The organism is Aeromonas lusitana, assembly GCF_002812985.1.
In the GTDB taxonomy this organism is placed as follows: domain Bacteria; phylum Pseudomonadota; class Gammaproteobacteria; order Enterobacterales; family Aeromonadaceae; genus Aeromonas; species Aeromonas lusitana.
The window spans coordinates 13,444-40,319 of record NZ_PGCP01000009.1; the positions used below are offsets into that span (position 1 = coordinate 13,444).

21 protein-coding genes and 1 riboswitch are annotated in these 26,876 nt (G+C 61.6%); of the genes, 13 read left to right on the plus strand and 8 right to left on the minus strand.

Features of this window, described 5'->3' with window-relative positions:
- Positions 1-28 precede the first annotated feature (28 nt).
- From CUC44_RS06935 to mgtE, 5 genes are all read left to right on the plus strand, one after another.
- Positions 29-1,126 (plus strand): flagellar basal body P-ring protein FlgI, encoded by a 1,098-nt coding sequence (locus CUC44_RS06935; protein WP_100859250.1) that lies wholly within the window; start codon positions 29-31, stop codon positions 1,124-1,126.
- A 56-nt stretch (positions 1,127-1,182) separates the two neighbouring features.
- Positions 1,183-2,286 carry a flagellar assembly peptidoglycan hydrolase FlgJ gene (gene flgJ / locus CUC44_RS06940; RefSeq protein WP_167388815.1) on the plus strand — a complete coding sequence of 368 codons (1,104 nt, stop codon included), beginning with the start codon at positions 1,183-1,185 and terminating at the stop codon, positions 2,284-2,286.
- Positions 2,287-2,289: 3 nt separating this feature from the next.
- Positions 2,290-4,290, plus strand: coding sequence for a FlgK family flagellar hook-associated protein (locus tag CUC44_RS06945; RefSeq protein WP_100859251.1), 2,001 nt, complete (start codon positions 2,290-2,292; stop codon positions 4,288-4,290).
- A gap of 3 nt (positions 4,291-4,293) precedes the next feature.
- Positions 4,294-5,502, plus strand: coding sequence for a flagellar hook-associated protein FlgL (flgL, locus tag CUC44_RS06950; protein WP_100859252.1), 1,209 nt, complete (start codon positions 4,294-4,296; stop codon positions 5,500-5,502).
- 199 nt (positions 5,503-5,701) lie between these two features.
- Positions 5,702-5,871: riboswitch (M-box (ykoK) riboswitch) on the plus strand.
- Between the two features lie 122 nt (positions 5,872-5,993).
- On the plus strand, positions 5,994-7,337 hold the full coding sequence (mgtE, locus tag CUC44_RS06955) for a magnesium transporter (protein WP_100859253.1): 1,344 nt from the start codon (positions 5,994-5,996) through the stop codon (positions 7,335-7,337).
- A gap of 71 nt (positions 7,338-7,408) precedes the next feature.
- Here the strand turns inward: mgtE and ppx are convergent, their stop codons facing one another.
- The 3 genes from ppx to CUC44_RS06970 form a co-directional block, all read right to left on the minus strand.
- Positions 7,409-8,899, minus strand: coding sequence for an exopolyphosphatase (gene ppx, locus CUC44_RS06960; protein WP_100859254.1), 1,491 nt, complete (start codon positions 8,897-8,899; stop codon positions 7,409-7,411).
- On the minus strand, positions 8,889-10,958 hold the full coding sequence (gene ppk1 / locus CUC44_RS06965) for a polyphosphate kinase 1 (RefSeq protein ID WP_100859255.1): 2,070 nt from the start codon (positions 10,956-10,958) through the stop codon (positions 8,889-8,891). Before ppk1 ends, ppx begins: the two co-directional genes overlap by 11 nt.
- A 76-nt stretch (positions 10,959-11,034) precedes the next feature.
- Entirely contained in the window at positions 11,035-11,547 is a 513-nt protein-coding gene (locus CUC44_RS06970) for a glycine cleavage system transcriptional repressor (RefSeq protein ID WP_100859256.1), read from the minus strand.
- A 209-nt stretch (positions 11,548-11,756) separates the two neighbouring features.
- On the opposite strand from CUC44_RS06970, the gene CUC44_RS06975 reads away from it, so the two are divergent.
- The 5 genes from CUC44_RS06975 to CUC44_RS06995 all read left to right on the plus strand — a co-directional run bounded on the left by CUC44_RS06975 (position 11,757) and on the right by CUC44_RS06995 (position 17,768).
- Positions 11,757-12,632, plus strand: coding sequence for a DUF2726 domain-containing protein (locus CUC44_RS06975; RefSeq protein WP_167388816.1), 876 nt, complete (start codon positions 11,757-11,759; stop codon positions 12,630-12,632).
- 265 nt (positions 12,633-12,897) lie between these two features.
- Positions 12,898-14,316, plus strand: a complete 1,419-nt coding sequence (locus CUC44_RS06980; RefSeq protein WP_167388821.1) for a sigma-54 dependent transcriptional regulator — start codon at positions 12,898-12,900, stop codon at positions 14,314-14,316.
- Positions 14,317-14,421: 105 nt separating this feature from the next.
- Entirely contained in the window at positions 14,422-15,456 is a 1,035-nt protein-coding gene (locus CUC44_RS06985) for a sensor histidine kinase (protein ID WP_100859258.1), read from the plus strand.
- Positions 15,457-15,547: 91 nt separating this feature from the next.
- On the plus strand, positions 15,548-16,885 hold the full coding sequence (locus tag CUC44_RS06990) for a sigma-54-dependent transcriptional regulator (RefSeq protein ID WP_100859259.1): 1,338 nt from the start codon (positions 15,548-15,550) through the stop codon (positions 16,883-16,885).
- 121 nt (positions 16,886-17,006) lie between these two features.
- A complete protein-coding gene (locus CUC44_RS06995) occupies positions 17,007-17,768 on the plus strand; it encodes a Nif3-like dinuclear metal center hexameric protein (protein WP_100859260.1) in 762 nt (253 codons plus the stop codon).
- A gap of 154 nt (positions 17,769-17,922) precedes the next feature.
- Here the strand turns inward: CUC44_RS06995 and purN are convergent, their stop codons facing one another.
- Both purN and purM read right to left on the minus strand, forming a co-directional pair.
- Positions 17,923-18,594, minus strand: a complete 672-nt coding sequence (purN, locus tag CUC44_RS07000) for a phosphoribosylglycinamide formyltransferase (RefSeq protein ID WP_425266297.1) — start codon at positions 18,592-18,594, stop codon at positions 17,923-17,925.
- On the minus strand, positions 18,591-19,628 hold the full coding sequence (gene purM / locus CUC44_RS07005) for a phosphoribosylformylglycinamidine cyclo-ligase (RefSeq protein WP_100859261.1): 1,038 nt from the start codon (positions 19,626-19,628) through the stop codon (positions 18,591-18,593). The genes purN and purM overlap by 4 nt, the downstream gene beginning before the upstream one ends.
- Before the next feature lie 175 nt (positions 19,629-19,803).
- Here purM and upp point away from each other — a divergent pair, with 175 nt between their 5' ends.
- From upp to hda, 3 genes are all read left to right on the plus strand, one after another.
- On the plus strand, positions 19,804-20,430 hold the full coding sequence (upp, locus tag CUC44_RS07010; RefSeq protein ID WP_100859262.1) for a uracil phosphoribosyltransferase: 627 nt from the start codon (positions 19,804-19,806) through the stop codon (positions 20,428-20,430).
- A 135-nt stretch (positions 20,431-20,565) separates the two neighbouring features.
- Positions 20,566-21,606 (plus strand): DUF2066 domain-containing protein, encoded by a 1,041-nt coding sequence (locus tag CUC44_RS07015; protein WP_100859263.1) that lies wholly within the window; start codon positions 20,566-20,568, stop codon positions 21,604-21,606.
- A gap of 302 nt (positions 21,607-21,908) precedes the next feature.
- The gene (gene hda, locus CUC44_RS07020) at positions 21,909-22,610 is read left to right on the plus strand and encodes a DnaA inactivator Hda (RefSeq protein ID WP_167388817.1); all 702 of its coding nucleotides are present in this window, start codon (positions 21,909-21,911) and stop codon (positions 22,608-22,610) included.
- 232 nt (positions 22,611-22,842) lie between these two features.
- On the opposite strand, the gene aceA is transcribed toward hda, so the two are convergent.
- The 3 genes from aceA to CUC44_RS21085 all read right to left on the minus strand — a co-directional run bounded on the left by aceA (position 22,843) and on the right by CUC44_RS21085 (position 26,682).
- Complete coding sequence (aceA, locus tag CUC44_RS07025; protein ID WP_100859265.1) at positions 22,843-24,156, minus strand: isocitrate lyase; 1,314 nt, start codon at positions 24,154-24,156, stop codon at positions 22,843-22,845.
- A 71-nt stretch (positions 24,157-24,227) separates the two neighbouring features.
- The gene (gene aceB, locus CUC44_RS07030) at positions 24,228-25,835 is read right to left on the minus strand and encodes a malate synthase A (RefSeq protein WP_100859266.1); all 1,608 of its coding nucleotides are present in this window, start codon (positions 25,833-25,835) and stop codon (positions 24,228-24,230) included.
- Positions 25,836-26,541: 706 nt separating this feature from the next.
- Entirely contained in the window at positions 26,542-26,682 is a 141-nt protein-coding gene (locus tag CUC44_RS21085; RefSeq protein ID WP_167388818.1) for a hypothetical protein, read from the minus strand.
- Positions 26,683-26,876: the final 194 nt, after the last annotated feature.

The window sequence follows — 26,876 nt, forward strand, 5'->3', positions numbered from 1 at the left end:
GGGCCCTGGTGGTCTTTTAGGAGCTCTCATGAATCGACTTCGTCTGCTCGCACTGCTGTGCTGCTGCCTGCCGCTCGGGCTGGCACACGCCTCGCGCATCAAGGATCTCACCTCGGTGGAAGGGGTGCGCAGCAACCAGCTGATCGGCTACGGCCTGGTGGTGGGCCTGCCCGGCACGGGGGAGAAGAACAACGCCTTCACCGAGCAGACCTTCAGAACCATGCTCAACAACTTCGGCATCAAGGTGCCGGACAACATCAAGCCCAAGATCAAAGACGTGGCGCCGGTGGCTATCCATGCCGATCTGCCCGCCTTCTCCAAACCGGGCCAGACCATAGACGTTACCGTCTCCGCCATCGGTGAGGCCAAGAGCCTGCGCGGCGGTACCCTGCTGCAGACCTTCCTGAAGGGGCTGGATGGCCGTGTCTATGCGGTGGCTCAGGGCAGCCTGGTAGTGGGGGGCCTCGGGGCCGAGGGGGCGGATGGCTCCAAGGTGGTGGTCAATACCCCGACCGTGGGCCGTATCGCCAACGGTGCGACTGTGGAGCGTGAGGTGCCGAACTCCTTTAGCCAGGGGGATACCATCACCTTCAACCTGAACCGGCCTGACTTCACCACGGCCCGGCGAGTGGCGGACGTGGTCAACGATCTGGTGGGCCCCAATACAGCCCAGGCGCTGGATGCCACCTCCATCAAGGTGTTTGCGCCGCGGGATCCGGGTCAGCGGGTCTCCTATCTCTCCACCATAGAAAACCTGGAAGTGGATGCGGCGAGCGAAGCCGCCAAGATCATCGTGAATTCGCGTACCGGCACTATCGTCATCGGCAGCCAGGTCAAGCTGCGGCCGGCGGCCATCAGCCATGGGGGTCTGACGGTCACCATCGCCGAGAATCAGCAGGTCTCCCAGCCAAACCCCTTGGCGGGTGGCCAGACCGCCATCACCAACAACTCCACCATCAATGTGCAGCAGGAGCCGGGGCGCATGTTCAAGCTCGATACCGGCGCGACCCTGGACGATCTGGTGCGGGCGGTGAATCAGGTGGGGGTCGCCCCCGGCGATCTGATGGCAATCCTGGAGGCCCTGCAGCAGGCGGGTGCCATCCAGGGGCAGTTGGTCATTTTGTAACGGTTTAGCAAGCGTTAAGCGGCAAAGGCTTGCCACGGGCGGCAACGAGGAAGGTTATGGCAGAGTTCGACACCCAGAGCGGGATCAATCTTGGCATGGTGCAAGACGTCCAGAACCTGGACAAGCTGCGCCGTATGAGCCAGAGCAAGGAAGGGAAGGGTGAGGCGCTGATGGCGGCGGCTCGCCAGTTCGAGTCCATCTTCACCCAGACCCTGTTCAAGGGCATGCGTCAGGCCAACTCTGTGTTGACGGAAGGCAACCCCATGAACAGCAGCTACACCCAGTTCTACGAGGGGATGCTGGACGAGCAGCGGGTGGCCGACATGTCGAGCAAGGGGGGCCTGGGGATCGCCGAGATGGTGGCCAAGCAGCTCGCCCCCGAGCAGAACTTCACCCACAGCGATGGCCGTGTGCTCAAGCTGCCCCAGCGCACCGAACGTGTCTACAAACCCTATCAGGCCCCCACCTCGGCGCCGAACGATTTGATTGAAGCCTCAAAAGTTGGCAAAGATTTTGCTGAGAAGGGAATGAATGAGGCCGGATCCGAGCTGACGCTGCCAAGGCGCACTCACCGCACCGTGCCCCCCATGGGCAGCAGCCAGCACAATGAGCTGCGAGCCGGTGGGTCCAGCGAGAGCGGCAAGATGTTCGACAGCCCGGAAGAGTTCGTCAATAGGCTGATGCCGCTGGCCAAGAAGGCGGCGAGCAAGCTGGGACTGAGTCCGGCGGTGCTGGTGGCCCAGGCCGCACTGGAGAGTGGCTGGGGCAAGCGGGTGATCAAGGACGGGGAGGGGCAACTGACCCACAACCTGTTTGGCATCAAGGCCGATCCGCGCTGGGAAGGGCCCAAGGCGACGGTCAGCACCCTGGAGTATGAGCAAGGGGTGGCCTCGCGCCAGAAGGCGGCGTTTCGCTCCTACGAGTCGTTTGAAGAGAGCTTCAACGACTACGTGGACTTCCTGACCTCGGGCTCCCGTTATCAGGGGGCGCTGGCCAAGGTGGACAGCCCGGATCGCTACTTCGAGGCGCTGCAGAAGGCCGGGTATGCCACGGATCCCCAGTACGCCAGCAAACTGAAACAGGTATTGCGCAGTGACGCCATCGCCGGCTACTCCTCGCCCGGCAACACTGCAACCAGAAACACAGAGATGGAGCTGTAAGTTATGGCAAGCGATCTGCTTGGAATTGGTACCTCGGGTGTGATGGCCCAGCAGCGACTGCTGCAGACCACCAGTAACAACATCGTCAACGTCAATAGCCAGGGCTATGTACGTGAGCGCACCCTGGTGTATACCAATTCCGTCGGATTGGGGACAGGTGACATGGTGACCCAGAGGGTCATCAACAACTATGCCCAGGGGGAGATGCGCCGCGATACCTCCGCCTACCACGCCTCCGGTACCCGCTACGATCAGCTGTTCCAGATGGACAGCTTGCTCGGTGACACCAGCAACAGCGTCGGCACCACCATCACCTCCTATTTCAAGGCGTTCCATACCGCCAACGAGTCGCCGGCCGAGATCGGGGGTCGCAAGACCACCCTGAGCGAGCTCAACGGCATGGTGAACCGCTACCAGACCCTCTCCGCCCAGTTCGACAAGCAGTCCGATACCATCAACTCCACCATCAGCGACGAGACCGACAGGGTCAACAGCCTGCTCAACAGCATCAATGATCTGAACCAGGCCATCATTCGCACCAATGGCTCGCCGGAAGAGAACCTGATGCTGTTCGATCAGCGGGACGAGGCGGTGCGCCAGCTCTCCGAGAAGATGGACATCCGCACCGTGACCCAGCCCAACGGCAGCATGCTGGTCAACATGAGCACGGGTCACTCGCTCGTGCTGGATGGCGGGGTCGCCCAGTTCAAGATGGTGGCGGGGGATCCGGACTCCCGTGATTCGACCCTGCAGCTGACCCTTGGCAGCAACAAGGCCAAGGTCAACGACCAGGATCTGGGGGGCGGGCTCGGTGGCCTGTTCAGTGCGCGCCGGGATCTGGAGCCCTCCAAGCGGGAGCTGGGGCAACTGGCGGCCGCCATGGCGGATGCCATGAACCAGCAGAACCGGCTGGGGATGGATCTGGACAACGAAATTGGCGGGGATCTCTTCACCCTCGAAGCCAGCAAGGGCCTGCCCTATGGCAGCAACACCGGCAGCGGCGCCGCCAGCGTCAGCTTCGTGCCCGGCAAGGGGCGCGAGGTGACCACCTTCGATTACGAGGTGCAGTTCAACAGTGCCACCGGCTATGAGGTCTTCTCCATCGATGGCAGCGGCAACCGTACCTCCCTCATGACCGGCACCACGCCGCCCGCCAAGGTTGGCGTAGCGGGGCACGGTATCGAGATCGATCTTTCCGGCACTCCAGCCGCAGGCGACAAGATCTTGCTGCAGCCGACCAAGCATGCCGCCGCCGGATTGAAGGCTGCCATCACTCGACCGGAAGATATTGCGCTGGCCTCGCCGCTAAAAGCAGATAAAAACTCTCAAAATATAGGCTCTGGCGAGATAAAGATGACCGGTGTCTATAACACAGGCACGGGGTCGGGCTTTGGTACCAACAGCCTGGCACCCGGCGCGCCCCAGGTGGTCAAGATCGACAACAGCGGCAACTACGAGGTGTATGCAGCGGATGGTACCACCCTCATCGGGGTGGCGCCGGCCTCCAGCAAGGGCCAGAACCTGATGGCCGCCCTCGAGAGCCCGCTGGGGGGCCCCAAGGTCTATGCCGATCCCAAGGCGACCCCGGGTTATGACTTCAGCATCACCGGCAAGGTGGAGGCCAAGGACAGCTTCAACCTGAGCTATAACAAGAACGGTTTCGCCGACAACGCCAACGGCCTGACCCTGGCGGAGCTGCAGAACAAGGAACTGGTGCGCAAGAACAACAACGCCGCCACCAGCAACGACAAGATGACCTTCAACGACGCCTACAGCGCCCTGGTGACCGGTGTGGGCAACAAGACCAGCCAGGCCAAGACCCTGCTGCAGGCCAACGAGGCCAAGCTGACCCAGAGCACCGGCATCTACGAGAGCGTCTCAGGTGTCAACCTGGAGGAAGAGGCGGCCAACCTCATCCGCTTCCAGCAGTCTTATGCGGCCTCGGCTCAGATAGTCAACACCGCCAAGACCATCTTCGATACCCTGCTGTCGTCCGTGAGGTAATCCATGCGCATCACCACCAACATGATCTATGACCGCAACCTCGCCACCATGAGCAAGGTCAGCGAACGCCAGAACACCGCCTACAACCAGCTGATGTCCGGGGACAAGTTCACCCGGGCAGGGGAGGATCCTTCCGGCATGAGCCAGAAGATGGCGCTGACCAAGGAGATAGATCTGTTCAAGCAGTACAGCGTCAACGGCAGCCTGCTGGAGAACAGCCTGGGGCACGAAGATACAGTACTCACCTCCATCAACACCGCCATGCTCAGCGCCAAGACCCTGATCCAGAAGGCCAACAGCTCGGCCATGGGTTCAGAGGAGCGCAGCGCCATCGCGAGCGAACTGGAGGGGCTGCAAAAGCAGATGTTCGATCTGATGAACAGCAAGAACTCCCAGGGGGAGTTCATCTTCGGCGGCAACCAGAGCAAGACCCAGCCCTTCGTCAAGGATGCGAGCGGCAACTATGTGTTCCAGGGGGACACGGGTCAGCGCAGCATCCAGGTCTCGCCCACCGTGCAGATCCCGGCCAATGACTCCGGTTTCGATCTGTTCGAGATGGTGGCCACCCGTCGCACCGCCAGCGCTACCAGTGCCAACATCAAGGTAGGGGTCGGGGATCAGGGCAACTTCGAGAGCTTCTATCGCAATAACTACGACTCGTCGCTCGCCAGCAACTCGTTCACCGTGAGCACCCTGGCGGGCCCGCCGGATACCTACGAGATCAAGGACAGCGGCGGCACCCTGGTGCAAAGCGGCGACTACAGCGCGGGCAACAAGATTGCCTTCAACGGGCTGGAGCTGACCCTGGATCAACCGGCGGGCGGCGCGGATCAGACCTTTGCGCTCGATGCGCCGAAAAACGACAACGTGCTCAACGGCATGTCCGATTTCATCTCGGCCCTGCGGGATCCCAACATCTCGGCGGATGATTTCCAGCTGGCGGTGGCCAATGCCACCACCCACATGGACAACGCCAGAACCAAGATAGACAGGGGGCAGGGGGATGTCGGCAGCCGGCTCAACAGCCTGGAGCAGGTGATGAGCTCGAACGATGGCCTCAGTACCCTGAACCAGCAGGCGCGGGCCAAGGTCTCCGAGGCCGACATGTACGAGGTGATCGCCGCGCTGTCCAAGGAGGATGCCGCCATGAGCGCCTCCCAGCTCGCCTTTAGCAAGATAAGCAAGCTGACCCTGTTCGACTATATCCGCTGATCACTTTCCGTTAACCCTGGTGCTCCCCTGCGGGGGAGCCGCTTTCACTTTTGAATTCTCTCCTCCATCGCGCTCCCATCTGCTCTGCCCCAACCTCCCGCAATTTGTAACAACCCATTACCGGCGATCCATTTGCCTTGACTCAGGCCTGCGCCTCGCCGATGATGCCGCCCGCATGGCCCCGGGCCCTGCATATTTCGCAGCATCTCGTTAGGCGAGGCTCCTGCATAAACACAGGCCACTGATCTCACGACGTCCAGAGACGCCCAAGATCAGGACAGTTTTCATCGGATTAAGGTGTTAACCCAAGTGGCTTCCGGCATGCCGGATACGTTATGCAGTGCTAAAGCTGGTACGTGGGGATGAAACACGCCGGACGGCGTCATTTCCTGCCTGTTACTCGTCAATCAAATTGCTGTTTTCTTGCAAACGGCGACCGGTATGACCGGTTGCTCTCGGGCTCGACCCGGGATCACATGAGGATATCTGTGATGAAGAAAACACACACCCTGCTCAATCGTCATCAACTGCTCGACCTGGCCGCCCTGCAAGGCTGGCTTGCCCGCAACCTGGATCCGGTACAACGGGCCGACCAGCTGCTGACCCTGCGTCCGGAAGAGCTCAACTGTATCTTCGATACCCTGCCCACCTCCGAGGGTGCGGCGCTGCTCGTCTCCTTGCCACCGGACTGTGCCGGTCGCCTCTTGCTGCGGCTGCACGCCAGTATCGTCGGCGTGCTGCAAGGGGCCATACCACGGCGCGATCTGCTGGGCATCTTGCGCAAGCTCAATGACAGCGATCGCAACACACTGCTCTCCCGCTTCCCCGAGCCGGTACAATCGGGCCTGTACGCCCTGCTGGACTGGCCGAGTGAGTCGGTGGGCGCCAACATGCGCCACGAGTTTCTCTCCATCCACGAGGGGGAGAGGGTCGACAACGCTAAGCAGCTGATCCACGACGCCTGGGACAAGGGCCAGCTGTTCCAGCAGTTGTACGTGGTCAACGGCGATCAGCGTCTGCTCGGCAGCCTCTCCCTCAAGTCCTTGCTCATCGCCGATCCCCTGCGACCGGTGAGCGAGCTGATGGACCGAGAGGCCGTGCGCATCAACGCCCGGGCGGATCAGGAGCTGGCGGCCCGCCTGCTCATCGATCGCGACATCTCGACCCTGCCGGTGGAGGAGCAGGGCAGGCTGGTGGGGGTCTTCCACGTGGACGATGCCGCCGACATCCTGGAACTCGAATCCACCGAGGATGCCGAGTTGCAAGGGGGCTCATCGCCGCTGGATATACCCTATCTGCAGGCGACCCCCTGGCAGCTGTGGCGCAAACGGGTGGGCTGGCTGCTCATATTGTTCGTGGCTGAAGCCTATACCGGCACCGTGCTGCGGGCCTTCGAGGAGCAGCTGGAGGCGGCCATCGCCCTGGCCTTCTTCATTCCGCTCTTGATTGGCACAGGCGGTAACAGCGGCACCCAGATCACCACCACGATCGTGCGTGCCATGGCGGTGGGGGAGGTGAGCATGAAGAACCTCGGCACTGTGCTCAAGAAGGAGCTCTCCACCGGTCTGCTCATCTCGGTGGCCATCGCCCTGGCGGCCTGGGTACGGGCCTGGAGCCTGGGGGTAGGCCCGGAGATCGGCATGGTCGTGACCCTGACCATCATCGCCATCGTGCTCTGGAGCGCCACCGTTGCCTCCGTGATCCCCATGGTGCTGCGCCGCTTCAAGATAGATCCGGCCGTGGTCTCTGCCCCCTTCATCTCCACCCTGGTGGATGGCACAGGCCTCATCATCTACTTCGAAATAGCCAAGTTGCTGCTGCCGGAGTTGCACTGAGCAGACAATAAAACCCGCGATAAACAAAGAGGCAGCCAATGGGCTGCCTCTTTTGCATGGGGAAATCGAGCTTAGCTCAGTTGAAACAGCAGGGGCCAGCCCTGCTCCTGGCAATAGCGGTGCTCTTTTTCCAGGTTCTGCATCAGCAGGCGGTTGTCTTCACACCACTCGGTCGGCAAGGTGACCACCAGCTGATCCCCGGCCGCCAGCACATTGAGCGGCGGCAGCAGGTTGTCCTGACGTCTGTGATGGGCCGCCACCGCGAGGCGCAGGATGCGGATGCAGCGCAGCACCGTCTGCTCGTCGTGGTTGGGCAGGGCGGGCAGCTCCGAGAGCTTGAGCCCCTTGCGCTGGAAGCGCACCAGGGCCGCCAGCAGGGCCTGATCGTCCTGGTTGAAACCGGGCAGGTCGGTGTTTTGCAAGATGTAGGCGGAGTGTTTGTGGATGCCGCTGTAGTTGATGGCAAGGCCAATCTCGTGCAGCCGCGCCGCCCAGCCGAGGATGGCGCGGTAGGGCTCGATGGGCATCTGCCAGGGATCGCTCAGGGCATCGAACAATGAGAGCACGCTCTGCTCGACCCGGGCCGCCTGACGCTTGTCGATGCGATAGTGGCTGATGAGGGCAAGGGCGGTGCGCTCGCGGATGTCGTGATGCTGCAGCCGCTCCTCGAACTCGTACAGCAGGCCTTCGCGCAGGGCGCCGTCAGAGTACTCCATCCGCTCGATGGGCAGGGAGGTGAAGAGGCCGAGCAGGATGGCGACCGCGGCGGCGAACACCCCCTGGCGCTCCTCGGTCAGACCCGCGAGTTTGAGCTGATCGACCTTCTTGTGTTTGAGCATCTCGGCTTTGAGGCGCTCCAGCCCTGCCAGCGTGATGCTGCCGTCGGTCCACTCTTCCCCCTGCAATACATCGCGCACGGTGCGAATGGAGCCAGAGCTGCCGAGGCAGCTCTGCCAGCCGAGCTTGCGGTACTGGTTGACGATGGGGGCGAGCTGGTGCTGCGCCTCCAGCACGGCGTTGTTGAAGGCTTTCTCGCCGAGCTTGCCGTTGGCAAAGAAGCTCTGGGTGAAGCTGACGCAGCCCATCTTGCGGCTGGTGAGGGCCTTGTGGTCGAACCCCTCGCCGATGATGAGTTCGGTGCTGCCACCGCCTATGTCCACCACCAGCACCTGGCCTTCGATATGCTGGGTGTGCGCCACCCCCTGATAGATGAGGCGAGCCTCTTCCTGGCCGCTGATGATCTCGACCGGGTGATTGAGCACCTGGGCCGCCTCGCGCACGAACTCACGGGCGTTGCTGGCGCGGCGCAGGGTGTAGGTGCCGGCGATGCGGATCTGATCCGGCTTGATGTTGGTGAGGCGCTCGGCGAACAGGCCAAGGCAGTCGAGGCCGCGGGCCATGGCCTCCTCGGACATGCGGCGCTGCTCGTCCATCCCCTCCGCCAGCCGGACCCGCTCCTTGATGCGATCGACGATCTGCATCCGCCCCTCGGCGAGGCGTGCTATGACCATGTGAAAGCTGTTCGAGCCCAGGTCGACAGCGGCGTACAGACTATTGTCCATGGTTTGACTCTATGCGTTTGAGATAATCGTAAATCGCGACCTGAGAACGAACCTTGCGGCGGTTGCCCCGCTTCACGTATTCGTTGCTCTGATCTGCATCGATGACCCTTGCCTTGCAGGTGTCGCTCAGCTGCAACTGGAGGATATCCAGGATGCGCTGCTTGAGGCGCTCGTCGTAGATGGGGGTGCCCACCTCGATCCGGCCGTCGATATTGCGGCTCATCCAGTCGGCGCTGGAGATGAACAGCTGGGGGTTGCCCTTGTTGTGGAACACCATGACCCGCGGGTGCTCGAGGAAGCGGTCTATGATACTGATGACCTGGATATTCTCGCTCAGGCCCGGCACCCCGGGACGTAGGGCGCACATGCCGCGGATGATCATCTGGATGGGCACCCCCGCCTGACCGGCGGCGTAGAGCCGGTTGATGAGATCCCTGTCTACCAGGTTGTTGATCTTGAGGGTGATGCCGCTCGGTTGCCCCGCCTTGGCATTGGCTAGCTCGTTGTCGATGAGGCGATAGAGCTGACGGCGGCTGTTGATGGGGGAGACCAGCAGGTGGTTGAACTTGTAGCGCCGGTAGGGGTACTCGATGTATTCGAACACTCCCTCCACCTCGGCGGTGATGTCCGGATGGCGGGTCAGCAGGGAGAAGTCGGTGTAGATCTTGGCGGTCTTCTCATTGAAGTTGCCGGTGCCGATATGGGCGTAGCGCACCGCCTCGCCATGTTCGTGGCGGGTAATGAGACAGAGCTTGGAGTGGATCTTGAGGCTCGGCACCCCGAACACCACCTTGACCCCCGCATCGGTCAGTATGTTGGCCCAGTCGATGTTGGCCGCCTCATCGAAGCGGGCGCGCAGCTCCACCACCACAGTCACCTTCTTGCCGTTGTTGGCGGCGTCGATCAGGGAGTGAATGATGCGCGACTTCTTGGCGACCCGGTAAATATTGATGCGAATGGCGCTCACTGCCGGATCAAACGCTGCCTGACGCACCAATTCCGTGAAGTGATGGAACTTGTGATAGGGGTAATACAGCAGAATATCCTGCTTGGTGATGGCGTCGAAGGCGTTGACGAAGCCGTCGAAGTCGTGGCAATCGAGGGCCGGCAGCTTGGGGTTTTCCAGATAGTCCCGGCCCACGTTGGGGAAGCCGATGAAATCCTTGAAGTTGTGATAACGACCGCCGGGCATGATGGCGTCGTATGAGCTTATCTGCAGCTTGAGCTTCAAGAAGCTAATCATGGCGGCGGGCATCTCCCGCTCGTAGACGAAACGCACCGGCATGGCGGTGAGACGCTGCTTCAAGCCGTCACTCATCTTGTCCACCAGGCTGAGGTCCAGCTGGTCGGAGAGATCGTATTCCGCGTCCCGGGTCAGTTTGACCGCGTAGGCCGCGATCTCGTCGTAGTCGAAGAAGCCCTTGAAGATCTCGTCCAGACAGAAGCGGATGACGTTGTCGAGGATGATGATCTGCTTCTTGCGGCGGGTGCCCTCCGGCGGCAGCTGGAAGAAGCGGGGCAGATCGTCGGTCGGCACCTCCACCAGGGCGTACTGGATCACCTGGCCGGCTTTTTTCATCTCGATGGCGAGGTAGGTGTGCTCGTCTTTCAAGAACTTGACCGGGTTCACCTCCTTGTTCAGCAAGATGGGGATGATGTGGCGCAGCACCTTCTCCTTGAAGAAGACCCGCAGCCACTGCTGAATCGCCTCGGAGAGCTGGTTCTCGTTGACCAGGAAGATGTTGTGACGGGCCAGCGCTATCAGCAGCTCCTTGTAGGTGTTGTCGAACGCTTCCCCGAGCGCCATCACCTTCTGCTGGATGGCGCGCAGCAATACTTTGGCCTCGTCGTCGCCCCCGTGCACTTCGTTGATGAGGATGCGGCGCTTGACGTCCGAGACCCGCACCTTGAAGAACTCGTCCTGATTGGAGGAGAAGATCCCGAGGAAGCGGACCCGCTCGATGAGCGGGACCGTCTTGTCCATTGCCTCTTGCAACACCCGTTCATTGAATGAGAGCCAACTCAGCTCTTTCTCTTCATACTGCTTGTCGGTGCTCATGTGGTGCCTCTGTGATCAGGTTGCGTCTGCGCGGCAGTTATGGGGTCAAACCATGACAAATTTATGACAACCGGCGCTATTCGGTGAGGTCTTGATCGATGTCGACCACCAGATCATCGGAGAGGGACTCCAGCGCCTGGATGAGGTCATCCAGCTCGAGCTGGGGCGGCAGGGCGACCAGGGCATGGGCGTAGAAGAGGGGGGCGCCGGAGTGGGGCGCGGGCTCGCAGCCGGTGGTGAGATCGGCCACGTTGATGTTGAGCTGACGCAAGATGCTGGCGACTTCGTGGACGATACCGGGTCTGTCGTTGCCGGTGACGCTCAGCATCACCTGGCGGGCAGGCTCTGGGCTGAGCTGGCCTTCGGCGAAGCTGACGGTGAGGCCGGGCAGCATCACCAGCGCCTCGCACAGGCTGCGGTAGTGCTCATCGGGGACGCTCACATGCAGGATGCCGGCAAATTGTCCCGCCAGCTCGCTCATGGAGCTGGCCAGCCAGTTGCCCTGCTCGCGACTGATGGTATCTGCCAGACTCTCGACGATACCGGGTTTGTCTGCCCCTATCACGGTGACGACCAATTGCTTTTGCATCCTGCTCTCCTTTGAATGAGTTCCACCTGCATTGTGCCTGCTGTGACAGGCCATATGAAGCCCCGCCTCGCGCAAATATAGTGAAAAAACAGGGATCACAGGGCATGTGCCCCTTTCTGCGCTGCCTGACTTGGATTCCCCGTGGTAGAGTGACGCCCCTTCGTTGTGTTTGATGAACTGGAACTCTGTTGTGAACGGGATCTGCGCTTATGAATAGCCTTGTCGTATCGGGATTGGTGTTGTTGGTGCTTCTGCTGCTGGCGATCGTCTGGAGCAGAGGCAAGAAGGGGAAGAGCTTGCCCTATGATCTGCAGGAGACCCTGTTCAGTCCGGCCGAGCGCTCCTTCCTCGGGGTGCTGGATCTAGCGGTCGGTGACAAGGCGCGGGTCTTCGCCAAGGTGCGGGTCGCGGATGTGCTGACGCCCGAGGCGCGCATGGGCAAGAGCAAGTGGCAGCAGGCCTTCAACAAGATCAGTGCCAAGCATTTTGACTACCTGCTCTGCCATCCGGCGGATCTCTCCTTCCTCTGTGCGGTCGAGCTCGATGACAGCTCCCACCGCCACCAGAAGCGCAAGGCGCGGGATCTGTTCCTGAAAGAGGCCTGTGACAGTGCCGGTCTCCCCCTGCTGCAGATCCCGGCCAGCAGCCACTACCAGGTGGAAGAGCTGCGCGAGCAGCTGCTGCCGCTGCTCTCCAAGACGACGGCCCCGGTCGAGGATCTGCTGCCCGGTGAGCGCCGCGAGCCCACCTTCAGCCCCTTGCTGCTCGACGGTGTGGACTTGAGTGAAAACCACCACGCCGGCCAGCCTCCCGCCAGCCCCTTGCCGAAGGTCGCTGAGCCTGTGCTGAATGAGCCTCAGTCCGCGCTGAGTGAACTCGGGCCCATGCTGGCGGGCAACCTGTTCCTGGATGAGGACGACGAGGAAGAGGAGGCCCCCGCGGCCTTGCCTCATTGCCCCCGCTGTGACGCGCCCCTGGTGGAGCGTGAAGCCAAGAAGGGCCCCCATGTGGGTCGACTGTTCCTGGCCTGCAGCCGTTTCCCCGAGTGCCGCTACGCCGCTCCCCACGGCCAGGTCAAACACTGAGCCCTGTTTGGCTTCGGCTTCGGCCGGAGCCAAACCCTCCCTCTTTCTGCTACATTTTCTGCTGCTCCCTGTGATCCGCCGCTGCCCGATCCCATGACAAACGTTGTCCTCTGTGATCCCGATCGCGCGGCGGTGCACGGGGCGCGACAAGTTTTGACAAAGCGCCAGAATTTTGGCACTTTGTGCACCCTGTGAAGGTGCGTGGCTATTTCCCATAAGCACTAAAAAACAATAACTTGGCGTCAGGTGTGTAAGAGGGATGAGTATGATGGCGATGGGGGTATTGGTAGTCGATGCCGATGAACAGCGACGTCAGCAACTGGGGACTGTGCTCTCCTTCATGGGGATCCCCTGGCAGGAAGTAGCAGAAACCGAGCTCGACATGGCGATCGAGTCCTCAGGTCCCTTGCAAGGGATCCTGGCGGGCGAACTGCTGGAGCGCCCCCTGGGCGAGCTGCTCGGTGCCTTCCCCCGCATCCCGTTCCTCTCCCTGACCGAGGCGAGCCACCCGAACAGCAACTTCATCGGTAGCAGCGACGATCCCCTCAACTACGAGTCCCTCACCCGGCATCTGCATTTCTGTCAGGCCTTCATCTCCTTGCACCCGCGCCAGCAGCTCCATGACAAGGGTCAGACCCTGTTGCGGCTGTTGGTGGGCAAGGGCAGAGGTATTCAGGAGGTGCGCCGTCTCATCGGCCAGGTGGCGGAGACCGACGCCAACGTGCTGATCCTGGGGGAATCCGGGACCGGCAAGGAGGTGGTGGCCCGCGCCATCCATGAACTCTCTTCCCGAAGCCAGGGCCCCTTCGTGCCCATCAACTGCGGCGCCATTCCGGCAGAACTGCTGGAGAGCGAGCTGTTTGGCCACGAGAAAGGGGCCTTCACCGGCGCCATCGCCGCCCGTCGCGGCCGCTTCGAGCTGGCTCAGGGCGGCACCCTGTTCCTCGACGAGATAGGCGACATGCCGCTACCCATGCAGGTCAAGCTGCTGCGGGTACTGCAGGAGCGCCTGTTTGACCGGGTCGGGGGAGGCAAGCCGGTACAGGCCGATGTGCGCGTCATCGCCGCGACCCATCGAGATCTGGAAGCGATGATCCGCACCCAGGGATTTCGCGAAGATCTCTACTATCGCCTCAACGTCTTCCCCATCGAAACGCCGCCCCTGCGCGAGCGTGCCGATGACATTCCCCTGCTGCTGCAGGAGCTGCTAAATCGCCACGCCGAGCAGCATAGGGGCATCATCCGCCTGACCCAGCGCGCCATGGAATCCCTGATGCAGTACCCCTGGCCCGGCAATGTGCGTGAGCTGTCAAACCTCATCGAGCGGCTGCTCATCCTCTATCCGAACCAGATAGTCGACGTGGCGGACCTGCCGAGCCGCTACCGCCTGCTGCCCTGCGAGCCACGGGATGAGCGCCTCACCGAGTTGGACGAGCGCGATGCTCTGGCCGCCGTGTTCCAGAGCCCCCCCGAGCTGGACGCCGTCGCCGTGCCGCTGCCCATGCAGCTGCCTCAGGAGGGGGTCAATCTCAAGGAGATGCTGGCCGACCTCGAAGTGGAGCTGATCCGTCAGGCCCTGGAGTCCCAGGACGGGGTGGTGGCCCGCGCCGCCGACCTGCTCAGCATGCGCCGCACTACCCTGGTGGAGAAGATGAAAAAATACGGCATGAGCAAGGAGACCTGAGGTCAAGGCTTTGACGCAAGTTCTCAACCAATTGATATATAGGCGTTATTTTACTGGCATGGAAATTGAATAACCTGATCCCAAACCCAGTTTGAGGTCAGGTTTATGACAATCGCGCAGCAGGACAATCCGCTCCAGTCTCACGAGGTGAGCCAGCTCTACGCCATCTTCCAGGCGCTGCCGACCGGCGTGCTGCTGCTCGATGGGGAAGGGCGCATCACTCGCGCCAACCCCGCCGCCCTCGCCTTGCTGGGGGAGCCGCTCAAGGGCCAGTCCTGGCGCCAGATCATCGCCCGCTGTTTCCAGCCCCGCGAAGACGACGGCCACGAGATCTCCCTGCGAGACGGCCGGCGGGTACAGCTCTCGACCCAGCCCCTGCCGGATCAACCGGGCCAGCTGGTGTTCATCACGGATCTCACCGAGACTCGTCAGCTGCAAGACAGGGTCAACCACATGAAGCGGTTGTCGGCCCTCGGCAACATGGCCGCCTCCTTGGCGCACCAGATCCGCACCCCGCTCTCCGCCGCCATGCTCTATGCGGCCAACCTCGCGAACCGCACCCTCAAACCGGAATCCCGCAGCCAGTTCCAGCAAAAATTGATGGCGAGGCTCCAGGATCTGGAAAAGCAGATCAACGACATCCTGCTGTTTGCCCGCAACGACGACAACCAGGTGGTCGCCCCCATCTCGGTACAGGGGTTGCTGGCGGAGGTGCAGGCCGGCGCCGAGGCCTTCTGTCAGCAGCAGGGCTGCGTGCTGCACATGGAGGCGCCCGAGCCGGATCTCTGCCTGCTGGCCAACAGCAACGCCCTGGCCGGGGCCATCAACAACCTGATCGCCAATGCCCAGCAGGCGGGGGCCAACTCCCTGCTGGTGAGCGCGGTGCGCAGTGGCAACCGGGTGGAGATGCGCGTGCTCGACAACGGCAAGGGTATGCCCGCTGCCTTGCTGGGCCAGATCTTCGAACCCTTCTTCACCACCCGCTCCCAGGGCACGGGCCTTGGCCTCGCTGTGGTGCAATCCGTGGTGCGAGCCCATCAGGGGGAGGTCGGCGTCGCCTCCGTGCCCGGTGAGGGAACCTGCTTTACCCTCTCATTCCCCCTGCATCAACAGGCCATGCGCCTCGGCGGTGTGGCATGAGCCGCGCCGGATCCCGTCCATCGACGATGGAGGCAGATATGAACGCAGATACGAATAACGATAAGGCCCTGTTGGCGGTGGGAGAGGTAGCATGACGCAAGCCCGTATCCTGGTAGTGGAAGATGACAATGGCCTGCGCGAGGCGCTGGTGGACACCCTGTTGCTCGGTGGTTACGAGTGCCGTGAGGCCGACAGCGGCGAGCGAGCCTTGCTCTCCTTGTCGCGCCAGAGCTTCGATATGGTCATCTCCGACATCCAGATGGGGGGCATGGACGGCCTGACCCTGCTGGCCAATATCCGCCAGCAATATCCCCAGGTGCCCGTGCTGCTGATGACCGCCTACGCCAACATCGACGGCGCCGTGCGCGCCATGCGGGAGGGGGCCATCGATTACCTCGCCAAACCCTTCTCCCCCGAGGTGCTGCTCAACCAGGTCAGCCGCTACGTGCCGCCCCAGAAGATAGAGAAGCGGGCCGTGGTGTACGGGGATCCCCGCACGGCCGAGCTGTTCCAGCTGGCGACCCGGGTCGCCAGAAGCGAGGCCACCGTCATGGTGACCGGCCCGAGCGGTACCGGCAAGGAGGTGCTGGCCCGCTACATTCACGACAACTCCAGCCGGGCCGAGCAGGCCTTCATCGCCATCAACTGCGCCGCCATCCCGGAGAACATGCTGGAGGCGACCCTGTTTGGTTACGAGAAGGGGGCCTTTACCGGCGCCGTGCAGGGGTGCCCGGGCAAGTTCGAACAAGCTCAGGGCGGCACACTCTTGCTGGATGAAATCACCGAGATGGATCTCGGCCTGCAGGCCAAGCTGCTGCGGGTGTTGCAGGAGAAAGAGGTGGAGCGGCTTGGCAGTCGCAAGATGATCCCCCTCGATGTGCGGGTCATCGCCACCAGCAACCGGGATCTCAAGAAGGCGGTGCAGGACGGTCTGTTCCGCGAGGATCTCTACTACCGCCTCAACGTCTTCCCCCTGCGCTGGACGTCGCTCTGGGAGCGACCCGGCGACATCCTGCCCCTGGCCGAGCACCTGCTGGCGCTCCATGCCAGCCAGATGGGCTTGCCCGCCCCGCAACTGGAGGAGGACGCCCGAACACGGCTGCTGGCCCATCCCTGGCCCGGCAACGTGCGCGAGCTCGACAACGTGGTCCAGCGTGCCCTGATCCTGAGCCCGGACGGGGTGATAGGGGAGGCCCAGCTCATCCTGGAGGAGACGGACGAGGGGTTGGTGCGCCCGTTCGAGCGCCCCGTGGTGAGCGAGGGGCTCGGCAGCGAGCTGAAATTGCAAGAGCACCAGATCATCCTGGACACACTGCAGGAGTGCAACGGCAGTCGCAAGGACGTGGCAGACCGGCTCGGTATCAGCCCGCGCACCCTGCGCTACAAGCTGGCCCAGATGCGGGACGCAGGTATAGAGCTGCCCGCCTGAGCAGATTGCCTGTGTCGTGGCCTTGCAGGCCCCGCTCGATTATCATGGTCTCCTGACGATTTATCCCAAGACCCTGGCGGTTGTCTGCAACCGCGGGGGCCGACCGTGTTAGGAGACCCTTATGATCTCTCATCGAAAACTGGAAACCCTGCTCAATCACCTGCTCGAGCCGCACGCCATCAAGGACTACTGTCCCAATGGTCTGCAGGTGGAGGGGCGTGAGCGCATTCGCAAGGTGGTGACCGGCGTCACCGCCAGCCAAGCCCTGATCGACGCGGCGGTGGCGGCCAACGCAGACGCCATCCTGGTCCATCACGGCTACTTCTGGAGCGGTGAGCCGGCCCAGATCACCGGCATGAAGCAGCGTCGCCTCAAGACATTGCTGGCCCACGACATCAACCTGTTCGCCTATCACCTGCCGCTGGACGTGCACCCCGAGGTGGGCAACAACGCCCAGCTCGCCAAGCTGCTCGGCATCAAGGTGCGCCGTGGCCTCGAGCCCTGGAACAGCAAGAGTGTGGCCATGGTGGGCAAGCTGGAAGAGCCCATCAGCGGCAGCGATTTTGCGAAGCTTATCGCCGAGCGCCTCGGCCGTGAGCCGCTCTATTGCGGCGATACAGGCCCCGAGCTTATCCGCTCCGTGGCCTGGTGCACCGGCGGTGGCCAAAGCTACATCAACCTGGCGGCGGAGCAGGGCATAGATGCCTTCATCTCCGGCGAAGCCTCGGAGCAGACCATTCACACCGCTCGCGAGATGGGCATGCACTTCTACGCCGCCGGCCATCACGCCACCGAGCGCTACGGCGTCAAGGCGCTGGGAGAGTGGCTGGCGACCGTGCACGGGCTGGAGGTGACCTTTATCGACATCGATAATCCGGTCTAGGGGAGGTGGTGGGTTATATCGATAAGATGAGTTTAACTGAGTGATTCATCTGCGTAATGGTTAAAAGTCATTCATTTTCGCTGTTATTTGCGTAAATAAAGAAACAAAAAGGAGGCCATCGGCCTCCTTTTTTACATCTCGACAAGACGTCTGCTTACTCGCTGGCATGCCCCGCCGGGCCGAGCACTGCGCCATCCAGCAGGGCTGCGCCCTCCTGCATCGCGAGCCGGCCCTCGCAGAACCACTGCACCACCAGGGGGTAGATGCTGTGCTCCTGGGCCTGCACCCTGGCCGCCACCTCGTCAGCGTCATCCCCGTCGAAGATGGGCACGCGGGCCTGCAGGATCACAGGGCCGCCGTCCAGCTCTTCGGTGACGAAGTGAACGCTGGCACCATGCTCCTCATCGCCTGCGTCGATGGCACGCTGGTGGGTGTGCAAGCCCTGGTATTTTGGCAGCAGGGAGGGGTGGATATTGATCATCCTTCCCGCGAAGTGGCGCACCAGGGGCGCGCTCAGGATCCGCATAAAGCCGGCCAATACCACCAGATCCGGCTTGTAGTCCGCCATCAGCGCCTGCAGGGCGAGATCGTAGTCATCCCGGTTGGCAAACTGCTGCTGGGCCAGCACGCTGGTGGCGACGCCGGCCTCCTTGGCGCGCACCAGCCCATAGGCATCGGCCTTGTTGCTGATGACGCCGACCACCTCACCCGGGATCCTGCCGCTGGTGCAACTGTCCAGGATGACCTGCAAGTTGCTGCCGCTGCCGGAGATCAGCACCAGGATGCGTTTGGCCGCCGTCATTTGGCTGTTGGCGAGCTCGGTCATTGAATGACGACCTGCTCCTCGCCATCGGCCGCCTTGGCGATATGGCCGATGTGCCAGGCGTTCTCACCCTCGGCCTTGAGCAGGGTCAGGGCTTTTTCCAGCTGGGAGGCGGGCAGGGCGATGATCATGCCGACGCCGCAGTTGAAGGTGCGGTACATCTCGTGACGGGTGACGTTGCCAGCCTGCTGCAGCCAGCTGAACACCGCCGGCCACTGCCAGCTCTGCTCGTCGATCACCGCCTGGGTGTTGGCAGGCAACACGCGGGGGATGTTCTCCCAGAAGCCGCCGCCGGTGATGTGGGACAGGGCGTGAATTTCGCACTCCTTGATGAGCTTGAGCACGGGTTTGACGTAGATGCGGGTCGGCTCCAGCAGGGCGTTGGCCAGGGTGGTGTCACCCAGGGGCTGATGCACGTCGGCCTTGGAGACTTCCAGAATCTTGCGCACCAGGGAGAAGCCGTTGGAGTGGGGACCGCTCGCGGCCAGGGCGATCAGGGCATCCCCGTCACCGACCTTGCTGCCGTCGATGATCTCGCTCTTTTCCACCACACCGACGCAGAAACCGGCGATGTCGTAATCTTCCCCTTCATACATGCCCGGCATCTCGGCGGTTTCGCCGCCCACCAGGGCGCAGCCGGACTGCTCGCAACCGGCGCCAATGCCGGTTACCACGGCAGCGGCGGTGTCCACGTCCAGCTTGCCAGTGGCGTAGTAGTCGAGGAAGAACAGCGGCTCGGCGCCTTGCACTATCAGGTCATTGACGCACATGGCCACCAGATCGATGCCGACTGTGTCGTGCTTCTTCAGGTCGATGGCGAGACGCAGCTTGGTGCCCACCCCGTCGGTGCCGGAAACCAGCACCGGCTCCTTGTAGCCCGCAGGGATTTGACACAGGGCCCCAAAGCCGCCAAGACCACCAAGGACTTCAGGACGACGAGTGCGTTTTGACACGCCCTTGATACGTTCAACCAGTGCATTGCCGGCATCGATATCCACGCCAGCATCCTTGTAGCTCAGTGAGGTTTTGTCAGTCACGCGTATTCCCCGTCATATAAAGAAGTGGAGGGTAAAATTCGGGGCGTATTCTAACAGTGGGAGGGTAAAAGCAGAAAGGAAATCGTTTGCGCGTTTTTGCGTGGAAAAGCTCTACAAGCGGCGGCTTTTGTTGTATGATTGCGCGATTTTTTTGCGCCGGTTAGAGGAGATAATAATGAAAGTCGTTGAAGTCAAACACCCCCTGGTCAAACACAAGATCGGTCTGATGCGTGAAGGCGATATCAGCACCAAGCGTTTCCGTGAACTGGCCAAAGAAGTGGGCAGTTTGTTGACCTACGAAGCGACCTCTGACTTCGAAACGGAGAAGGTTACCATCGATGGCTGGAACGGGCCAGTAGAAGTTGACCAGATCAAGGGCAAGAAGGTCACCGTCGTGCCCATCCTGCGTGCCGGTCTTGGCATGATGGACGGCGTGCTTGAGCACATGCCGAGCGCCCGCGTCAGCGTGGTCGGCGTCTACCGTGACGAAGAGACCCTGCAGCCGGTGCCTTACTTTGAAAAGATCGTCAGCAACATCGAGGAGCGTCTGGCCCTGGTCATCGACCCCATGCTGGCCACCGGCGGCTCCATGATCGCCACCATCGACTTGCTCAAGAAGAAGGGCTGCCAGTCCATCAAGGTGCTGGTGCTGGTCGCCGCCCCCGAAGGCATCAAGGCGCTGGAAGCCGCTCACCCGGACGTGGAGCTCTACTGCGCCTCCATCGATCAGGGTCTGAACGAGAAAGGCTACATCGTGCCTGGCCTCGGCGATGCCGGTGACAAGATCTTCGGCACCAAATAACGCTTGGTGTTCGCCTCGTGAAGCCGGCCCTGTGCCGGCTTCACGCTTTTTGGCGCTGCGCCTGCCGGTTGCCTTGCTGGGAGGCGCGCCTTGCCGCTACCATAAGCACCATCTCCCATTTCGAGAATCTTCTTTATGTTGAAACGCTTAGTGACTGCCCTCTGCTGTTGCCTGTCGTTTGCGGTGTCGGCCGCCCAGGTGACCGATCTCTATCAGGGCAAGGCCCCCACCAGTGGCGACATGACCGCCGCCCAGTCCCAGGCACTGGGGGATGTGCTCATCAAGGTGAGCGGTCGACGCGATATCCTCACCCAGCCGGAGGTGGTCAAGGCGCTGGCCGCCCCAGGGGACTATGTGCAGCACTACAGCTATCAGGACGTGGGGCCGGTCAAGTTCCTCAAGGCGGATTTTGACGTCACCAAGGTCAACGCCCTGATCGGCCAGAGCAAGTTTGCCCTGCTCGGGCCTGCGCGCCCGCAGATGGCCATCTGGCTGGTGGTGGATCAAGGGGAGCGCCGCATCCTGGCGGATCAATCCAGCGATGGCTGGGCCGCCGCCCTGCGCACCCAGGCCCAGGCCATGGGACTGCCGGTCAGCATTCCCTTGATGGATCTGGATGACAACATGGCGGTCAACGCCACCGACGTATGGGGACGCTTCGCCGATCCCATCCTCGCCGCGAGCCAGCGCTACGGCGCCGAGATGGTGGTGCTCGGCAAGCTGGCACCCGATGACAAGGAAGAGGGCAAGTGGAGCATCGACTGGGGTCTCTACGGTCCCAAGCCAGGCACCCAGACCGGCGGTGAGCTGACCGAACTGACCAAGGGTTCGGGCTCCGGTACCCAGGCCGAGGTGGCGCAAGGCTTCGCGGATGCCCTGGCCGGCTGGCTGGTGGAGCACTACGGTTCCCGCATCTCGGGGGTCGTCTCCAGCCAGGTGCTGGTGGTGGAGGGCTTGTCCGGTATCGATGGCATGATCCAGCTGCAGAAGATGCTGCAGGGCATGGCCACGGTCACCAAGGTGACGATCGGCCAGCTGGAAGGGGACAAGGTGACCTTCAATCTCACCTTGCAGGGTGACAAGGCCGAGCTGGTGCGGGGTCTGCAACTGGAGAGCCGGCTGCGCCAGGTGGAAGACAACGAGCAGGGTCTGCGTTATCAATGGTCGCAGCCTTGATCCTGATGGAGGATCTTTGCCACCCGGCCGAGAATTGCTGTGCGGTTCTCCGAGCGCTCTGAGGAGTCACTGCCTGCGCTACCTATGGCCGCACCCTTGATCCTGATGGAGGATCTTTGCCACCCGGCCGAGCGTTGCTGCGCGGTTCTCCGAGTAGTCTGAAGAGTCGCCGCCTGCGCTACCTATGGTCGCACCCTTGATCCAAATCGAGGATCCTTACCGCCCGGCCGAGTCCGGGCGGTTCTCTATCTGCCGCTGCGATGATACACTTGGCCTCAAATATCACAGTCAAAGCCCAACGAGTGAAGCAACCGGCCCAACTGTCTTTAGCCGTACAATTACCGGATGATGAAACCTTCGTCAGTTTTTATCCCGGCAATAACGCCCATCTGATCACCGCCCTCAAGAACGCGGCCATCGGTCAGGGCGCACCTTTCCTCTATTTCTGGGGTGCCAAAGGATCCGGGCGCTCTCATCTGCTGCACGCTACCTGCGCCGAGGTCAATGCCCGCGACGCTGCCGCCGCCTATCTCTCCCTCGATCAGTTCGAGAAGCTGGATCCCAGCATGCTCGATGCCCTCGAGAGCCTGCCCCTGGTCTGCCTCGACAGCCTGGAAGCCATCGCCGGCAACGCCCTGTGGGAGCGGGCCCTGTTCGATTTTTACAATCGCTGGAAGGAAAAAGGCGAGGGGACGCTAGTGGTCACCGGTTGCAGTGCACCGCGCAAGCTCGGCCTGCAACTGCCGGATCTCGCCTCGCGCCTCGACTGGGGGGTGAGTTTTCACCTGGACGAGCTGGATGACGAGGGCAAGCTCAGTGCCCTGCAGCTGCGCGCCGAGCTGCGGGGCTTCAAGCTGCCCATCGACGTGGGCCGCTTCCTGCTCAACCGCCTCTCTCGCGATATGCGCACCCTGCTTACCACTCTCAATCAGCTCGACAACGCCTCCTTTCGCGCCAAGCGCAAGCTCACCATTCCCTTCGTCAAAGAGATCCTCGAACTCTGAGAACCTGTTCATGCTCTTACTGCGAGGCCGTGAGCAAGGCTCATGTGCTGCTCGGAATCCTCATGTGTGTTTACACACTCCGGTTCCTGCGCTGCTCTTCACCTTGCTGACGACCTCTCGTCACAGACCGTGAACAGGTTCTAAGGCTCTGTTCCCTCTCCCTCTGGGAGAGGGCCTTTTAAAAAGAAACCCCGGCACCAGGCCGGGGTTTTTTATTGCTATCGGCAAGTTATCAGTGGAACTGATCTTCTTCGGTGGAGCCGGTCAGGGCGGTCACCGAGGACTGGCCGCCCTGGATGACTGTGGTGACCTTGTCGAAGTAACCGGTACCCACTTCCTGCTGGTGCGCCACGAAGGTGTAGCCACGCTCGGCGGCGGCGAACTCCGGCTGCTGCACCATCTCGACGTAGTGCTTCATCCCTTCGCCACGGGCGTACTGGTAGGCCAGCTCGTACATGTGGAACCACATGTTGTGGATACCCGCGAGGGTGATGAACTGGTACTTGTAGCCCATGTCGGACAGCTCCTGCTGGAAGCGGGCGATGGTGGCATCGTCCAGGTTCTTCTTCCAGTTGAAGCTAGGTGAGCAGTTGTAGGCCAGGATCTTGTCCGGGTACTGGGCCTTGATGGCGTCGGCAAACTTGCGCGCCTCGTCCAGATCTGGCTTGGCGGTCTCGCACCACACCATGTCGGCGTAGGGGGCGTAGGCCAGGCCGCGGGAGATGGCCTGCTCGATGCCGGCCTGCACCTTGTAGAAGCCCTCTGCGGTGCGCTCACCGGTCAGGAAGCCTGCATCATACGGATCTGCATCCGTGGTCAGCAGGTCTGCCGCGTTGGCATCGGTACGGGCGATCACCAGAGTAGTGGTGCCGCACACGTCGGCCGCCAGACGGGCCGCGATGAGCTTTTGCACCGCTTCCTGGCTCGGTACCAGCACCTTGCCACCCATGTGGCCGCACTTCTTGACGGAGGCGAGCTGATCTTCGAAGTGCACGCCGGCGGCGCCCGCTTCAATCATGCCCTTCATCAGCTCAAACGCGTTCAGCACGCCGCCGAAACCGGCTTCGGCATCCGCCACGATCGGCAGGAAGTAGTCGATGAAGCCCTTGTCTTGCGGTCCCACCTTGTTGGCCCACTGGATCTGGTCGGCGCGGGCGAAGGAGTTGTTGATGCGCTCCACCACGGACGGCACAGAGTTGGCCGGGTAGAGGGACTGATCCGGGTACATGGTGGAGGAGAGGTTGTTGTCCGCCGCCACCTGCCAGCCGGAGAGGTAGATGGCCTCGATGCCCGCCTTGGCCTGCTGCACCGCCTGACCACCGGTCAGGGCGCCGAGGCAGTTGACGTAGCCTTTCTTGGCGCCGCCGTGGATCAGTTCCCACAGCTTGTCGGCGCCGCGCTGGGCCAGGGTATGCGCCGGCTGCAAGCTGCCGCGCAGGTTCACCACGTCTTCGGCGCTGTAGCCGCGCTTGATCCCTTTCCAGCGGGGGTTCTCTGCCCAGTCTTTCTCGATAGCCTGGATCTGTTGCTCACGGGTCAGTGCCATATCAGTTCCCTCTTTCATTGATTTCACGTGTCCATTGACTTGTTATTGGTGGCCCCGCGAGGGGCTCATATTCAGAGCCGCTCGTAACCGGGCAGCGTCAGAAAATCGATCAGGGTGTCGGCGCAGGTGATCTGCTCCATCAGCTCGCTCGCCTCCGCGAAGCGACCGGCCTGCCAGCGGGCCTCGCCCACCTCGGCTTTGACCACGTCCAGCTCCTCGGCCAGCATCTGGCGGAACAGCGCCTTGGTCACCACCTGGCCGTTGGACAGCGATTTGCCGTGGCGGATCCACTGCCAGATGGAGGTGCGGGAGATCTCGGCGGTGGCCGCGTCTTCCATCAGGCCGTAGATGGGCACACAGCCGTTGCCATTGATCCAGGCTTCCAGGTATTGCAGGGCGACCCGGATGTTGGTGCGCATGCCTGCCTCGGTGCGATCCCCGCCGCAGGGAGCCAGCAGCTCGGCGGCTGTGATGGGGGCGTCCTGGGAGCGGAGCACCCCGATCTGGTTCTTCTCACCGGCAGGGATGGCGGCGTTGAACACGGCCATGGCGGTATCGGCGAGGCCGGGGTGGGCCACCCAGGTGCCGTCGTGGCCGTTGTTCGCCTCCCGCTCCTTGTCCGCCTTCACCTTGGCGAACACCTCGGCGTTCACCGCCGGGTCCTTGGCCGGGATGAAGGCCGCCATGCCGCCCATGGCCAGGGCGCCGCGGCGGTGGCAGGTCTTGATCAGCAGGCGCGAGTAGGCGGAGAGGAAGGGTTTATCCATGGTGACCACCTGGCGGTCCGGCAGGACGCGATCCGGGTGATTCTTCAGCGTCTTGATGTAGCTGAAGATGTAGTCCCAGCGGCCGCAGTTCAGCGCAACTATGTGATCCTTCATCTGATAGAGCAGCTCGTCCATCTCGAACACCGCCGGCAGGGTCTCGATGAGCACGGTGGCCTTGATGGTGCCGCGGGGCAGGCCGAACTTGTCTTCGGTCCAGGCGAACACCTCGCTCCACCAGCGACCCTCCAGGTGGCTCTGGAGCTTTGGCACATAGAAGTAGGGGCCCGAGCCTTTGGCCAGCAGCGCCTTGTGGTTGTGCAGGAAGTAGAGCGCGAAGTCGAACAGGCCGCCCGGGATGGGGTCATTGTCGAAAGTGACGTGTTTTTCCGGCAGGTGCAGGCCGCGCACCCGGCAGATGAGCACGGCGGGATCGGCCTTGAGGGTATAGCTTTTCCCTTCCGGGCTCTGGTAGGAGATGGTGCCGTTCACCGCATCACGCAGGTTGATCTGGCCCTCGATCACCTTATTCCAGGCCGGTGCCAATGAGTCCTCGAAATCCGCCATAAAGACTTTCACGTTGGCGTTGAGGGCGTTGATCACCATCTTGCGCTCGACCGGGCCGGTTATCTCCACCCGTCTGTCTTGCAGATCGGCCGGGATGTCGCGCACCGTCCATTGGCTCTCGCGAATATGGGCAGTTTCTGGCAGAAAATCGGGTAATTCCCCCGCATCTATGCGTGCCTGACGGGCGATCCGCTGCTTGAGCAGTTCATTGCGCTGGGGGGCAAAGCGTTCCACCAGTTCGGATACCAGGGCCACCGCTTCCGGCGTCAGAATGTGCGCGTACTCGGGACGCATCTCGCCTTGCATGCGCAGACGGCTGCTGCTGATGGTCTGGGCTGGTGCCGACATAGGGTTCACTCCTTTGAAAGTTACATTTTGAACTTATTAACTACGACTAACGTCGATCCCTGTTTTTCGCAAAGTCCCCGTAACAGCGGGGTAACACGACTCATAAGGTGCAAAAAATTGTCCGTACCGTCAACCACATTTTTAAAACAGCTGTTTTTGGTTGGTGCTTAAATCATTGTTTTTTATCTATTTATTTGATTAGCGCAAAAGCTCTACGCAGATGGTTATGCTCTTGCCCATTCGCCTCGCCAGGAGGGATGAAAAGCCGATGGGCACCCCCTGCAAAATGTAATTAATTACGTAATAAAATTACCAATGCAAAAACAAATCCCGACCTTACTCCAGGCTTTGTAAAAACGTCTGTATGAAATCCGCTCCGAGAATGCAGCAGGCATCCAGTCCCCGAAGGAGTTGGTTGATGAACTGTTGTTTAAAACCTGATTTGGCTAAATAGAGAAGATGGGGCCATGGGGTGACGAGCACCGAAATGAAGAGCAATAACGTAGGTTTGTATCAGTGAGCCCGAGGGAGGAGGGGAGAGAACATGGGCCTTGAGGCAGTGATTCATACTGTCAAATTTCACTTTAACAGCATTTTGTTGTTATTTTAATCGGCGAGATCCTGCGGGGGTCGAGAGGGGGCGCGAAGCGGCAAAATGGCACCTTGTCCAGGGCATCTCATGGAAGGGCGGGCTCCTCGCCCAGCCTCAATAGTCATCATCCGGGGCGGCAAGATCGATCACATCCAGATGTACCATGTTGCCGTATTCGGCATCGGTGGACTCGATGGCGGGGTGGGGGGACGAGAGCAGGGGCTGGTCGGGCTGGGTATCAACTACGTGTGTCATGGGTGCTTGCCTCATTGGATTGCAAGCCGGTTGGTGACTCCCTCACCCGAATATCCACCTCCTTGTATGAATGGCCGGCGGAAAAGTTGCGTATCCTAGCGGCACTTTGTAAAAGCTTCAAGTGGTTCTGTATAAAAAACATGCCAACCCTGTGTTTAGGGTCGATGGCAGCAGGGGGACGAGGTAAAAGCGAG

What these genes read in the sequence shown, in the direction of transcription:
- ppx (WP_100859254.1), bottom strand. Translation starts at nt 8,899, where the DNA reads ATGGACAATAGTCTGTACGCCGCTGTCGACCTGGGCTCGAACAGCTTT.
- CUC44_RS06990 (WP_100859259.1), top strand. Translation starts at nt 15,548, where the DNA reads ATGACGCAAGCCCGTATCCTGGTAGTGGAAGATGACAATGGCCTGCGC.
- CUC44_RS06970 (WP_100859256.1), bottom strand. Translation starts at nt 11,547, where the DNA reads ATGCAAAAGCAATTGGTCGTCACCGTGATAGGGGCAGACAAACCCGGT.
- CUC44_RS06935 (WP_100859250.1), top strand. Translation starts at nt 29, where the DNA reads ATGAATCGACTTCGTCTGCTCGCACTGCTGTGCTGCTGCCTGCCGCTC.
- flgL (WP_100859252.1), top strand. Translation starts at nt 4,294, where the DNA reads ATGCGCATCACCACCAACATGATCTATGACCGCAACCTCGCCACCATG.
- CUC44_RS06995 (WP_100859260.1), top strand. Translation starts at nt 17,007, where the DNA reads ATGATCTCTCATCGAAAACTGGAAACCCTGCTCAATCACCTGCTCGAG.
- aceB (WP_100859266.1), bottom strand. Translation starts at nt 25,835, where the DNA reads ATGTCGGCACCAGCCCAGACCATCAGCAGCAGCCGTCTGCGCATGCAA.
- flgJ (WP_167388815.1), top strand. Translation starts at nt 1,183, where the DNA reads ATGGCAGAGTTCGACACCCAGAGCGGGATCAATCTTGGCATGGTGCAA.
- CUC44_RS07015 (WP_100859263.1), top strand. Translation starts at nt 20,566, where the DNA reads ATGTTGAAACGCTTAGTGACTGCCCTCTGCTGTTGCCTGTCGTTTGCG.
- mgtE (WP_100859253.1), top strand. Translation starts at nt 5,994, where the DNA reads ATGAAGAAAACACACACCCTGCTCAATCGTCATCAACTGCTCGACCTG.
- upp (WP_100859262.1), top strand. Translation starts at nt 19,804, where the DNA reads ATGAAAGTCGTTGAAGTCAAACACCCCCTGGTCAAACACAAGATCGGT.
- CUC44_RS06945 (WP_100859251.1), top strand. Translation starts at nt 2,290, where the DNA reads ATGGCAAGCGATCTGCTTGGAATTGGTACCTCGGGTGTGATGGCCCAG.
- CUC44_RS06975 (WP_167388816.1), top strand. Translation starts at nt 11,757, where the DNA reads ATGAATAGCCTTGTCGTATCGGGATTGGTGTTGTTGGTGCTTCTGCTG.
- CUC44_RS06985 (WP_100859258.1), top strand. Translation starts at nt 14,422, where the DNA reads ATGACAATCGCGCAGCAGGACAATCCGCTCCAGTCTCACGAGGTGAGC.
- aceA (WP_100859265.1), bottom strand. Translation starts at nt 24,156, where the DNA reads ATGGCACTGACCCGTGAGCAACAGATCCAGGCTATCGAGAAAGACTGG.
- purN (WP_425266297.1), bottom strand. Translation starts at nt 18,594, where the DNA reads ATGACCGAGCTCGCCAACAGCCAAATGACGGCGGCCAAACGCATCCTG.
- ppk1 (WP_100859255.1), bottom strand. Translation starts at nt 10,958, where the DNA reads ATGAGCACCGACAAGCAGTATGAAGAGAAAGAGCTGAGTTGGCTCTCA.
- CUC44_RS06980 (WP_167388821.1), top strand. Translation starts at nt 12,898, where the DNA reads ATGATGGCGATGGGGGTATTGGTAGTCGATGCCGATGAACAGCGACGT.
- CUC44_RS21085 (WP_167388818.1), bottom strand. Translation starts at nt 26,682, where the DNA reads ATGACACACGTAGTTGATACCCAGCCCGACCAGCCCCTGCTCTCGTCC.